This window comes from Candidatus Izemoplasma sp. (assembly GCA_036172455.1).
Lineage (GTDB): Bacteria > Bacillota_I > Bacilli_A > Izemoplasmatales > Izemoplasmataceae > JAIPGF01.
This window is the reverse complement of sequence record JAXKVY010000003.1, coordinates 154814-167501: the sequence shown is the minus strand read 5'-3', so window position 1 is coordinate 167501 and position 12688 is coordinate 154814. Positions and strand designations below refer to the sequence as shown.

Below are 12688 nucleotides of genomic sequence, written 5' to 3'. Positions count from 1 at the left end.
ACATTAACAATCCCTTATAATTGTTTACCACTGTCCGCAACTTGTAATAAGTCTTTAGGGTATGGACTAAATATCGTTTGATCTAATAAATAATCTTCATCAAATCTTACCGCATAGCCTAAAAGCAAGGTTAAAACATTGGTATAGGGTAATTTATCGTTTTGATAATCATTTAATGTCTCGAAGAAATGATCTTTTTCACTGGTTTTGATTTTATCTTTAAAGTAGCCATACATATGCGTGTAAACATTCACTCGTTTTTCCTTTGTTGGCTCATGTTGTAATAAATCACGGAGCGCTTTTTCATAAAATTCATAGACTGTTTTGCTTGGTAGTTTATCATGATTTGCCACAATTTGACCGAGGCGTTTCACGCCATCTTGAAAGAAGGTCATCAATAAGTATTTGTTTTCGGCATGAAAATCACGTAAGTGTCCTATTTTGTGATGTGTTTTCAAATGACGAAACTGAGCTAATGTGAAAATACTTGTGAAAAAGTGATCACGAATCACAAAGTTGGAAATATGTCTTTCTGTTGAAACAGGATAATCTGGGAATCGTTCCACAACAGCCCCGCCAAAGAACCCTGGAACTTTTTGACTATATACATTCGCTTTCCCTACCCCGCGATAGACTTTAACGCCATTGTAGCCACAGGTTGGACTTTTTGCTTTTAGTAAAAAGCCATCTATTTCACGCGCATCTAATGATTCAATAAAACTGTTCGTAAATTCGACCATGGCTTTGGTATGATCTTTACCGTGAATACTTGAGATGAGTTTGATCTCATCATCATGATTTTCTCTCACCAGTCGTAAAGCTTCTCGTGGACTCGGTAAGCCAATTTCTGTTTCTGGGCAAACTAATATATAGTTGACAAACGGCTCAAGCCGTTTGACAAACTCACTTGAAATCATTGAGCCATCATAGCGTACATGCTTATGCTCAATACACGCACTTAATACAATATTCGGTTTTTTAAAATTACTCATCCATATCCTCCACTCGTTGATTAATCATATCGACATAGTCATCGATATCAAATTTTCGTTTTAAACCGTTCGCATTCATATACCTAAGTTTACCAAAGATTTGTCTTTCTGTCCAAGCCCGGTCGTGTTTACCAAAACACCACGCGACACCTGTATACCCGTTTGGGGTATTGCCATCGTAAAAGTAATAGTTATTCAGTTTTAACGCTGTATTGAAGGCATACTCGTAATTTTTTGACCATTCAATAATCTTTTTGGCCCAGTACATCCGCATATACCCATGCATCTCACCAAAATATATCATTTCTTTCATCGCCGTATTAAAATACTTATCATGTGTATTAAACGTTTTATAATCCTCTATCGTATAGAGATGTTCCCGTTTATCTAATATATGGTTATCCATCGTTTGATAGGCCCAACCATAGGTCATTTGATCAAACGTATCATACCCTTCATTGTAATAGACAAAATTATATGCGAGTTCTCTTCTTACAATCAGCTCTTCTAAAAATGCATCCTTATTCGGAGATGATTGTTCGTTAATAATGTGAAAGATTTGGACAGGTGAGATAAACCCAAACTTTAAATATGGGCTTAAGCCTGAGGTCATTTCTTTTGCAGGATCATTGCGTTGATCGTAATGATCTAACTTATGTCTGACAAAAGATTCTAAGACTTCATACGCTTCACGTTCTCCTAAGCACCCATCATACTCCATCAAGACTGTATCCTTAAAGTCTTGAAGTTTCTGATTAATTTTCGGGCGAATGGTTCTTGCGGCGTATTCTTCTTTATCGCTTGCGATGACAACAGGAACAAACACATTATTTTCAACGGTGACGAGTCCTGTATGATGCTTTTCACACATGGTTTTTAATTGATTGAATCGGTGTTTATCCTCTTTTAAATACGCTTTATCAGTATACACAATATCAACGTCTTTGATCAAATCACTGATATCATCAAGGGTGTTTTTGATATCGACATGTTCGGTCATTTGGGTAAGTTTTTCCGGTAAATCCTGCGTTAGCTGATGATAAAAATGATTGGTTCTGTCGTTCTTTTCATCTGTATGAAAAACCACAACGTGGCGCATATCTTGATCAAAATGCGTCAACGCATTCAAGGCATAGTTATTGCGAATGCGAAACGCTTTTGTCATAAGATATAAGGCTTGTTGTGGTGAGTCAGTTTCAATTACTTCATCATATCTCTCTTGCATAGTTCCTCTCCTCATTAATCTTGCGATCTGGCAAGAATAAATAACACATCACTTAATCGATTTAAGTATGCGAGTAACAAATCATTTTTATCCCGTTGTTTTACTTCATAAAAGCGATTCACTTGTCGTTCCGCTTTTCTTGCAAGTGCACGGCATACACCCAAATAGGCCCCAGGCTTTGTAGACTCACTACCGGGTAATACAAACTTAGGTTGAATGTTGGTATCGTTAATCGCACGTGCTTCTATTGCTTCTAATTTATCAATATCTTCATCACTAATCTGTGCTAGATTGCGTTTTTTGGTATCATCAGGATTCGTCGCAATTAAAGAATTGATATGTTGGATTGTCGTTTGAATGGTTTTAATATCGTCTTTAAAAGGGGTGTAATGATAACTCAGGCCAAGAAAACTAGATAATTCATCTAGTACGCCCAGTGTATCAAAGACAGTATCGCTTTTACTAAAGGCTTCGTTTGAATAATTCTTTGAGGTCCCTTTATCACCTTTTTTAGTAGAAATCATCTTATAGTCATCAATGCGTGTCATTTTACCACTCCTAAGTTTTTATATAGCTAATTGCCACACTGCCAATGCCACTATGAACAGCAACAGCGCTAGAAACTTCAGTTTTAAATTCTGGTGTTTTGCCAATAATCTCTGTAAATAGTGCGTCATATTCTTCTAATAATGGTTCATTTAAACAATGAACTAAACTATAGCGTTCTATATCATGTTTGGCTAATGTTTTTTCGACATATTTTCTGATTTTTTTCGTAATTCCTTTTTGACTGAGGGCCATACCGAAGGCTGACCCCTCACCTTTTTTGTTAATTGTCATAATTGGTCTAATGCCAAGTGTCATACCGATTTTCCCAACCACCTTAGGCAATCGACCACTCATTGTTGCGTATTTAAATGTTTCTAAACACACAAGAATTTCAGTCTCTTTTTTATCGTTGTTAATGGTGTCAATAATCTCATCCGTTGGAACACCTTCATCTAGCATTTCAGCAGCTTTTGCTACCAACAATCCTTGTGCTCCACTATTCGTTAATGTATCAATGACTTTAATACTTTTCCCTTTTTTCGCTAATTTATCAGCTTCACCTTTAATAATGTTATATGTTGCGCTTAACTTAGATGATACCGTAAAGACTAAGATTTCATCAAAGCGCAACAAGAGTCTATTAAATAAATCATTGACATACTTAATTGACGGGGCACTTGTGGTTGGGTACGCAAGAGCATCATCAATATAGTCAAATAACGTTTCATTTGTCATACTCAATTTATCCAAATACTGAACCTGATCGACATTGACAAATATCGGAATCACAACAATGTTATGATCGAGTAATACATCTTTGGCTATATCGCCAATTGAATCGGTCACAATGACGCGTTTTTTATCTGTATTTTTTAACGCCACATCCATTTTCATATCATCAATCTTCTGTGATTCGATTTGTCCAAATTCACTTAAGCGTTTAAAGACATGTTCGGGATTGTTTGTATGGATATGAATCCGAAACATATGTTTCCCCATCGCAACAATTAAACTATCACCGAGGTCCTTTAATGTCTCTCTAATCTTATCTTCATCAATATTATTCGCTCTTACTAATCCTTCTGTACAATACCGAAAGGCGATGTCACCTTCAAAATCATGCGTATCTTCTAATTCAACCACTTCATTTTCATCTAAATCTAAGGTCTCTCCATTAAAGTAAGATAACATGCCTTCTGCGAACAAAACAAACCCTTGTGCGCCACTATCAACAACATTATGTTTACGAAGGACTGCTAATGTCTCTTTCGTCTTTTCTAAAGATTCTTTTGCTTTTTCCAAAGCATTTGTAAAAAGTAGTTTAATGTTTTCAATTGATCCAAGTTGTTCTTTCAAGGTTTCTGCCCAGTGTCTAATGACTGTAATCATCGTTCCTTCCACAGGGTTACTGAGTGAGTTGTACGTATGTGTTACACTCTCACAAACCATATCGACAAAATCCGATACTTTAACGTGGTTTGCGCCTGTTTGATTAGATAAATTTAACCCATTGACAAACTGCGCAAAAATAACACCACTATTTCCTCTAGCACCAACTAACGCAGAATCACTAATTGATTCCAAGCTTTCACTAAAGTCTTCAGAGTGGCTTGCTTCTCTGTAAATCGTCTGCATCGTGTGGACTAAATTGTTTCCTGTGTCCCCATCGGGCACAGGAAACACATTAATATGATTTAATAAATGTCGTTGTTTCATGACATGCGATGTACCGTGCGCAAACATGTTAAATAAGTCTGTTCCATTTAAAGTTGTCATTTTTATCACCTAGTCTAATTTTATCATAATTTAGAATTTTTATAGTTTGATTTGCGTTACATTTTTGCGACGACATCCTTTGCCAAAAAGATTAAATCTTTTCGCAACAGTTCTTGTTTATTCCACTCTCTTCCTTCCCATTTATTGTCTGATAGCTTATCTCCACAATATAACAGTTCTGCGAACTGAACATTTCGAAACTCAGCAACTGCGGCTAAGGCAGTAAATTCCATCTCTACTGTTAGACAACCACGCTGTTTCATCGCTTCAATTTTCGATGGTGTTTCTCGATAAAAGGCATCCGTTGTCCAAGTGGTCCCTTCGATATAATCAATCTTTAATTCGCTTAAAATGTCCTGGACGCGTTTATTTGTATGACGATGTATTTTAATCTCTTCTTGATCTTTGACATAGTGATAGCTTGTCCCTTCATCACGGATGCCTTTGGTTGGAAAAATCAGTGCGCCAAGTTCTTTATTAATTAATGTTCCTGCGCCGCACGTGCAGAAAAAGATTTCTCCGCCTAAAGCAATAATCTCCTCAAACATACCGGCTGCGAGTGGTGCGCCGATGCCTAGAGGTACTAAGGCAATATCACTATCGCGAAATTTAAACACGGGCTGTTCACCCATTTCACTTTCTAATGTATAAATGACTTCAATTTCATAATCTTCATACAACCGTTCTACTTCTGTCCTAAAAAAGGTTAAGACAACACGTTTTGGCATATTTGGTAACTTTGGTAACCGTTCACTCGGTTCAATCAATGCCTTACTGTCATCAAACTTTCTCTTGTTCGATACAATACCCATATTCACCTCTTCTAAAAAAAGTTGTTTAATCGGATGTCTATCTACTTTTATTATAAAGAAAAGTTGGCATAAATGCCAACTTTTTTAGTGTGTTTTAATATCCTGAAAAAGAATCATTAAAGATCTGTTTGGGGTTGACACCAAGTTCATTTAAAAAGGCTTTTATCCCATTCACAAAATTAGGACTACCGACAACATAGTAAAGCGCATCGGAATGGGTATTCACGACTTCTTTGATTGCATGTTGGGTAGGCTCTACCCCACTGGTATAATGGATGGTTAAGTGATCAATCTGTTCAAGTTCCTCTTTAAACGGATAAATGTGATCAAGTTCAGAATACACAAGTGTTTTATCTAAGACTGGATGACTCAAGGCCATACTGTATACCGGCGTAATACCAATGCCCCCAACTAAAAAGACCGCAGGGCTAGGATCTACTATAGTAAAGTTACCAACAGGCGCTTGCATTGTTAGTTTATCGCCATATGTTAAGGCATCAAGGTGTTGTTTGAAATCACTCACAGGTGCTTCAATTCGAGTCGCAATCCGAATCAAGTCTTCATCTTGTTTCATCGCAAGTGAAAAGGCTCGTACCTTACGACCGTTCACCGCTTTATTAATGTGTTTAAATACACCATATTGCCCCGGTGTAAACGTAAATCCATCAGGACGTTCAAACTCAAAGACAGTGTATCTGTCTTGAACGCGTTTTTTATGTTTTAATGCAATGTCATAGTTTTCTGGACTTCCCAAAATGATCACCTCATCTTTATTATAATTAATTTAAACAAACTTTTACACCAATGTACTAAATAAACGTTCTGGATGACCAGAACCTTTTTTCATTATAATTTAGAATGCGATAGTTTAATAACACTTAACAAGTAGAATATTGTCATAAATATAACCATTGATAATACCATCTGCCAGTTTGTCATCGTATAGCCAAAGATATTCACATTCAGTCCATAGATATCGGCATAACTTTGATAGGCTTCCTCAGGTGCGCCATCAAATACTTGATCAATTGCCCCTTGCATAAAGACACGGCGCATTAAAGTTACGGCATGTGCCGTTGGTATTAAGTTAACAACATTTTGGACACTTTTACTCAATACGCCAATCGGGATATAAATTCCGCCTAAAAATCCGATAAAGGTGCCAACTAATGTCGACAAAGTGCCAAATGCGTTACGCGTTTTCATATAAATGGCAATGAAGAAAAAGAAACTACTAAAGGTCATAATCGATAATATGATTAAACCAATGACTTTCACTAACTGCATAAAAGATAGCATGTCGCCACCTTGTGTCATCACGTAAAATTGGGCAATCACTAAGTTTGCGATGACCATGATAAATCCAATCACTCAGGCACTGATTAAATACGATAAGGCTAAAGTATTCCGACTAATTGGTGACGAATAAAAATCATTTAACATCCCATCGTCCCTGTCATCAATTAAATTACCCACAGCGCCTAAAGGAACGGTAACTGTACTGACGATGATAATCCCCGCCATAATCCAAGATGAAATCATCCAGTCAATGCCGTCGATATTACCCATTTCATACGTTAGATTATCACCATGCATTTTCCCTAAGAATAAAATATAGAGTACAATGATAATGATAACACTTAAAAAACTAAAAAAGACGGCAGCTTTATCACGTAAATAACGTTTTAAATTACGTTCAATTAATCTCAGTAATATCATTGGCTACCTCCTTCTAATTTACGGCCGGTAATATTTAAGAAAACATCATCCATGTCACCACGAATAATTTCAAAGGTTTCAATATACTCTTCAAATTGTTTGACCAATGGAATCCCATCAAAGCTTGACTCAACTTTAATATTAATCGTATCATTCACTTGATAATAATCGATGTTGGCTTTTTGTAATGCAGCGACTAATCCTTTTTTGGGGATCATTTTAACACGATCAAACGAATACTCTCGGCGTAAGGCTTCACTGCTTCCTACTGCCACTATATTCCCTTCATCTAAGACAACGACTTTATTGGCATCTTTAACTTCTTCCATATATTGGGTAGTTAAAAAATGGTAATATCTTTTTCCTGACGTAGTTTTTCAATTAATGCCCAAATATCTTTTCGACTCTTCGGATCAAGCCCTGTCGTAGGTTCATCTAACATTAAGAGTTATGGCCAATGTAATAATGCAAGGGCAATATCTGCTTTACGGCGTTGGCCTCCACTTAAGTCACCATATCGTTGATCTAAAAAATCAGTAATATTCATAAAATCATTGAGTTCACGTAACCGTTTTTCAAAGTCTGCTTTGTCGAGTTAATAAAAACTTGCGCGTATTTTTAAATTCTCATATACCGTTAATAAATCATCTAACATACTCTTTTGAAATACAACACCAATCTTTTCTCTTATTAAAGCATCCTGCTTTCCAAGTGTTTGATCAAATATTCTCACATCACCTTGATCATAGCTTAATAACGTTGAAATAATATTAATTGTTGTACTTTTTCCTGCGCCGTTAGGTCCTAAGAAAGCAAAAAAACTATTTTTTTTTCAACAGTAAAACTAATGTCTTTTACAGCTTGAATGTCTTCATAATGTTTGACTAAATGCTTAACGTCAATAATTGTGCGCATAATATCCTCCTTCTAATTTATCATATCTTGTAAAAAAACTCATAAATAAGAGGTACAACCGATAGATTCCTTATCATTATCATAAAACACTTCTTCTATTACGCTTTTAATTGTAACAAAAATCCTTTTATTTATAAATACCTTTTGTTATAAGATGATTAACACTTTAAAGGAGAGGATTATGAGATATAAGGAAACAGCCAAAGCCAAATTAGAAGGCTTTTGGGGTACTGCGATTGCCGCTACCTTAATTTACATTTTAGTTCAATCGATTCCAAATGGCGTGAATGTCTTAGGTGACAACGCTACCTTCTTTGGATCAATCATTGCCGTTTTAGTGATTCCTATTACGGTTGGATATCACCGTTTTTATTTACTTCATGCACAAAATAAACCTGCATAAGTAGGGAACTTATTAGATGCCTTTACAAATGGGCATTACTTACGTAACTTAGTTACGTTACTATTGATGGGATTGCTCATCTTTTTGTGGGCATTACTATTAATCATCCCAGGGATTATTAAAGCCTTGTCGTATGCGATGACGCCATTTATACTAGCTGATGATGATTATCCAAATGTGAAATTTGGTGAAGCAATTAAACTCAGTATGCGCATGATGGATGGTCGTAAAATGGACTTGTTCCTCTTAGGTCTGTCATTCTTTTTCTGGGGACTTCTTGTTGCGATTACTTTTGGTCTTGCGATTATCTATGTTGGACCATACATGCAAGCAACCCTCACTGAATTTTATTTAGATGTGAAAACGCGTGTTTAAACACTCAAATTTTTGAGTGTTTTTTCTTTGTTTGATAATTATAGCTATCGCATAAATATCCTTGTATAGACTTAAAATGTATAGTATAATTATAATTCATTTCAATTAAAAAACGTAAAAAAGAGAGAATGTTTACTATGGCTTATTGCCCTAATTGTGGGAATGAAGTTAACGAGGATCAAGACGTATGTTTAAACTGTGGCCACAAATTAAAATCCCAAAGTTCAGGATTTAAAGCACCCGTTGATGAAGGTGGATTCTTGTGGGGATTATTAGGTTTCTGTGTCTCAATTGTCGGACTTATCTTATTTCTTGTTTGGCAAAATGAACGCCCATTGACTGCTAAAGCTGCCGGAATGGGTGCACTTATTTCAGTCGGTATTTCAATCTTTATGTACATTGTTGTATTTGCTTTGGCTGGCGCAGCATCATTTTAAGATGACTAAAAGGGTGCATTGCACCCTTTTTATGTGAGGTGAGAAGATGACATATTGTTATTACTGTGGTGAGGAAGTCACTCCCACACAAGATGTATGTTTACACTGTGGTAAAGAACGTCATAGACAATCACAAAATACCTTATCATCTGTCAAAGATGAAGGTGGTTTTTTATGGGGTCTATTAGGCTTTTTGGTACCTGTCGCAGGATTAATTGTTTATTTAATTTGGAAAGATGATAAGCCGTTGAATGCACGTTCTGCAGGTATTGGGGCATTAGTATATGTAGGACTGAGTTTAACCTTTGTTTTTATCTATATCATGTTTTTTATGAGTATTTTTGGCTTTGGTGTTATTGATTAACATGTTTTGTCGTCAGTGTGGCCGTGATATCAAGGAAAACGCATGTATACATGCCGTTCCTTTAAAGGTTTTTGAACGGATTATATTGATCAGTATTATGATGTTTTTATCAATGAGTGCATTCATCATATTACCGAAAGTATATCTGCCGTTATCACATCACGCTGTTTTATATGGGTACTTTGCCTTAAGTAGTGTCCTCGTGTTTGTTACGTTACTAGGGTATATTTTAAAACGCCCTTATTTAGCCGCACTATTTAATTGCCACCAGAAAAGCTCACGGTCACTATCAATGCTTACACGACTATTTCCTATCTGTGTACGGTGTCTTGGGATTATGGTCGGCATCGCTATGACGGGGATATTGATTTATTGGCAAATATATTACTGGGTGTATCTTATTTTAGGTCTACCACTCGTCATTGATGGTTATCTTCAACATAACAGCCACTATCAAAGTACTCAAATTAAACGCTTTATCACAGGTTTATTATTTGGACCAACTGTCGTACTGATTTACAGTATGGCGTTGTATTTACTAATTATATTACTCAATTATCTGAATCCCTTTTTGTAAATAAAGGGATTTTGTTTTAGGATTGATTTGAAGTTTGATATACTATACTCAAGGAGTTGATTTAATGGGCATTCTAGCATTAATTGGTACAATCTTATTATTTTTAGTCGCATCATATACCTTTCAAACTATATTTGACAAGTCACATGATCATATTGAAGAAGTATCGACACCCACAATCAAAGATATTGGAATAGGTGTTTTGAAATTACTTGGTCTATTACTCTTATTCTGGGCATTTAATTACTTTGTATTATTTAAATTTAATTTGCGGTACCTCGCGATCATTATCTATGGCGTTGCGTTTGTCATTTTAGGATTACAGTTGACTTATCGTGACTTTAACTTAGCCCATGACTATGTCGTAAAAGCCTCAAGTGCCCTATTTGGCCTTGTTGTTATTTTGTCTATTTTTGTTTATGGATTATTTGGTGGACGGGTCTTTTTACATAGTGAAGCGTATAGTGAATTATTACATGTTGATGAAAAAGTCTTTGATGATGATGTTCAAACGGTTGATGTGAATACCTTACCGATTGTAGATAAGAGTTATGGCGTCAAACTCGGATCATTAAAACTAGGAGAGTATCCTGGTATTGGCTCGGAGTTTGAACCAGGCGCATACTCAGATATCATTTATCAAGGGGAACAATACTTAGTATCACCTCTAGAATACCGTGGTATCTTTAAATGGTTAAACAATAATAACGAAGGAACGCCAGGTTATATTTTAATTAATAAAGTCACCTCAGAAACCACCCTTGTCAACTTGAGTGCTACAGAAGATATTGGTTTAAAATACACACCAAGTGCTTTCTTTGAACAAGATTTAAAACGTCATGCCTATATGAATGGTTTGAACAAATACCGGTTTGAACAAAGCTACTTCGAAATTGACGAAAGTGGTCATCCGTATTATATCTTACAGTATTCATTACCGACAATCTTTTTAAATGGGGGCGATGATATTGCGAAGATTGCCGTTGTTGATGCGGTCACAGGAGATGTCGATATTTACGATCCCGATGACGTACCTGATTGGGTCGAAAGTGTCTATCCGCCAGGACTATTACTCCAACATTTAGACTACTGGGGTACTTTACAAGATGGCTGGCTCAATAGTTTCTTAGCACAACGTGGTGTCTTAAAGTCAAGTGATGGCAAACGGACGATTAAAAACAATAATGGACTGTATTACTTTACTGGGTTAACCAGCGCCGGAAGCGATGAATCAACGATTGGTTTTGTCTATATGAATGTTAAAACCAAAGAAGCCACCTTATATCAATTCCCTGGCGCTACAGAATATGCGGCGATGAGTAAAACCTTAACCTTGATTCCACAAAACAACATTTCGACATCATTCCCGATTCCAATCAACGTCAATGGTTCGCCAACTTACTATATTTTAATCAAAGGGGAAGATGGCAGAATCATCCGCCATGTCTTTATGAATGTAACAGATTTAGAAACCTATGGTATTGCAGAGAAAAAAACAAATGCCTATAGTGACTATCTTCTTAATTTAGGGATATCGAATCAAACGAACTTAACCAACATTACAGGTGAGATTACCGATGTGACATCTTATGTCAATGAAGGTAATACGATTTACTGGGTACAAATCGATAATGATGTGTACTATGTTATCAATGTATCGACCTTTAGTTTTGATAAAATGCGATACTTTATCGAAAAAGATATTGGCGATACCATCACCATTGAAGTACAAGATTTCACTGTTATTGATATGGGTGATAGTAACTAAAAAAAAGCGCTTAGAAGCGCTTTTTTTATGCGTTTTGTCTCGTATTTGACATTCTAAAATCCCGGATAAAAAAGGGAATATAAAACAGATGAAAGAAAAACGGTATGCCGAAACATAAAATCTGAACAATGTAGATAGGATATGGTCCAAAGGCATCGAATAAAGTACCTGGGGCGGGTTTTTCCATTAAATACATGTAATTACCCCCAGTGATGATATTGATTATATAAAGGATTATCGCAATCAGCATGAGACTGACAAAATTATCTAATAAATGCTTATACCGGATGTCTTTTTGAAAGTTAAAGACAAATAGAATAACACTTAAATTAATAACAATTAAGCCATGTGATACAAAGAATTGATAATAGCGAAAATGGGGGAATCCATAATTGTTTTCAATCCCTGGGGTAATCAGTGCTAAAGACGCACCGATAAACAAAATGAAAACCGTTTTTAAAAACAGTGTTTTTGATTTTGTGATTAATATAACTGCGGTCATCATCACACCAATAGCGCATAGTTGTAATGGTAAACTCGTGCTTAACTCCCAAGTATTAAAGACCAAACGATACACTTGTAAAGTTATCTCTTGAAGCACAATTAAGGCAGCTAGACTGTATCGTAATATTGTTTCTTTGTTAGAATCTCTTAGCCAATCACGCTTAATATATATCAAGGTAATAATTATAAAAATGATGCCTACAGGAATGATGTGCATAATCGAAAATAGTTGAAACGTTTGAGCATAGATTTCATTAAACATTGTATCTCTC

General features: G+C 35.9%; 17 protein-coding genes. 6 read left to right on the top strand and 11 right to left on the bottom strand.

Annotation, left to right across the window (positions count from 1 at the left end; translation table 11 throughout):
• Positions 1 to 14 precede the first annotated feature (14 nt).
• The 10 genes from UMR38_06205 to UMR38_06160 form a co-directional block, all read right to left on the bottom strand.
• Positions 15 to 992: a DUF523 and DUF1722 domain-containing protein gene (locus UMR38_06205; protein MEC9485450.1), complete on the bottom strand. Its 978-nt coding sequence runs from the start codon at positions 990 to 992 to the stop codon at positions 15 to 17.
• Complete coding sequence (locus UMR38_06200) at positions 985 to 2217, bottom strand: deoxyribodipyrimidine photo-lyase (GenBank protein ID MEC9485449.1); 1233 nt, start codon at positions 2215 to 2217, stop codon at positions 985 to 987. Before UMR38_06200 ends, UMR38_06205 begins: the two co-directional genes overlap by 8 nt.
• 14 nt (positions 2218 to 2231) lie before the next feature.
• Positions 2232 to 2765 carry an ATP:cob(I)alamin adenosyltransferase gene (locus UMR38_06195; GenBank protein MEC9485448.1) on the bottom strand — a complete coding sequence of 178 codons (534 nt, stop codon included), beginning with the start codon at positions 2763 to 2765 and terminating at the stop codon, positions 2232 to 2234.
• 10 nt (positions 2766 to 2775) lie between these two features.
• Positions 2776 to 4542 carry a DegV family protein gene (locus UMR38_06190; GenBank protein ID MEC9485447.1) on the bottom strand — a complete coding sequence of 589 codons (1767 nt, stop codon included), beginning with the start codon at positions 4540 to 4542 and terminating at the stop codon, positions 2776 to 2778.
• Positions 4543 to 4598: 56 nt separating this feature from the next.
• Positions 4599 to 5354: a nucleoside phosphorylase gene (locus tag UMR38_06185; protein ID MEC9485446.1), complete on the bottom strand. Its 756-nt coding sequence runs from the start codon at positions 5352 to 5354 to the stop codon at positions 4599 to 4601.
• Between the two features lie 94 nt (positions 5355 to 5448).
• Entirely contained in the window at positions 5449 to 6108 is a 660-nt protein-coding gene (locus UMR38_06180) for an FAD-dependent oxidoreductase (protein ID MEC9485445.1), read from the bottom strand.
• A gap of 92 nt (positions 6109 to 6200) precedes the next feature.
• Positions 6201 to 6710 (bottom strand): ABC transporter permease, encoded by a 510-nt coding sequence (locus UMR38_06175; GenBank protein MEC9485444.1) that lies wholly within the window; start codon positions 6708 to 6710, stop codon positions 6201 to 6203.
• 15 nt (positions 6711 to 6725) lie between these two features.
• Complete coding sequence (locus UMR38_06170; GenBank protein ID MEC9485443.1) at positions 6726 to 7073, bottom strand: hypothetical protein; 348 nt, start codon at positions 7071 to 7073, stop codon at positions 6726 to 6728.
• Positions 7070 to 7402, bottom strand: a complete 333-nt coding sequence (locus UMR38_06165; protein MEC9485442.1) for a hypothetical protein — start codon at positions 7400 to 7402, stop codon at positions 7070 to 7072. The genes UMR38_06170 and UMR38_06165 overlap by 4 nt, the downstream gene beginning before the upstream one ends.
• A 266-nt stretch (positions 7403 to 7668) precedes the next feature.
• Entirely contained in the window at positions 7669 to 7842 is a 174-nt protein-coding gene (locus tag UMR38_06160; protein MEC9485441.1) for a hypothetical protein, read from the bottom strand.
• Positions 7843 to 8169: 327 nt separating this feature from the next.
• Between UMR38_06160 and UMR38_06155 the strand changes: the two genes are divergently transcribed.
• The 6 genes from UMR38_06155 (at position 8170) to UMR38_06130 (ending at position 11912) form a co-directional block, all read left to right on the top strand.
• Complete coding sequence (locus UMR38_06155; protein ID MEC9485440.1) at positions 8170 to 8391, top strand: hypothetical protein; 222 nt, start codon at positions 8170 to 8172, stop codon at positions 8389 to 8391.
• A gap of 84 nt (positions 8392 to 8475) precedes the next feature.
• The gene (locus UMR38_06150; GenBank protein MEC9485439.1) at positions 8476 to 8766 is read left to right on the top strand and encodes a DUF975 family protein; all 291 of its coding nucleotides are present in this window, start codon (positions 8476 to 8478) and stop codon (positions 8764 to 8766) included.
• Positions 8767 to 8894: 128 nt separating this feature from the next.
• Positions 8895 to 9203, top strand: a complete 309-nt coding sequence (locus UMR38_06145) for a zinc-ribbon domain-containing protein (GenBank protein MEC9485438.1) — start codon at positions 8895 to 8897, stop codon at positions 9201 to 9203.
• A gap of 46 nt (positions 9204 to 9249) precedes the next feature.
• Positions 9250 to 9567 carry a hypothetical protein gene (locus UMR38_06140; protein MEC9485437.1) on the top strand — a complete coding sequence of 106 codons (318 nt, stop codon included), beginning with the start codon at positions 9250 to 9252 and terminating at the stop codon, positions 9565 to 9567.
• Between the two features lies 1 nt (position 9568).
• Positions 9569 to 10144, top strand: coding sequence for a DUF2085 domain-containing protein (locus UMR38_06135; protein ID MEC9485436.1), 576 nt, complete (start codon positions 9569 to 9571; stop codon positions 10142 to 10144).
• Positions 10145 to 10208: 64 nt separating this feature from the next.
• Positions 10209 to 11912 (top strand): hypothetical protein, encoded by a 1704-nt coding sequence (locus UMR38_06130; protein MEC9485435.1) that lies wholly within the window; start codon positions 10209 to 10211, stop codon positions 11910 to 11912.
• 25 nt (positions 11913 to 11937) lie between these two features.
• On the opposite strand, the gene UMR38_06125 is transcribed toward UMR38_06130, so the two are convergent.
• Positions 11938 to 12678, bottom strand: a complete 741-nt coding sequence (locus tag UMR38_06125) for a TIGR02206 family membrane protein (GenBank protein MEC9485434.1) — start codon at positions 12676 to 12678, stop codon at positions 11938 to 11940.
• Positions 12679 to 12688: the final 10 nt, after the last annotated feature.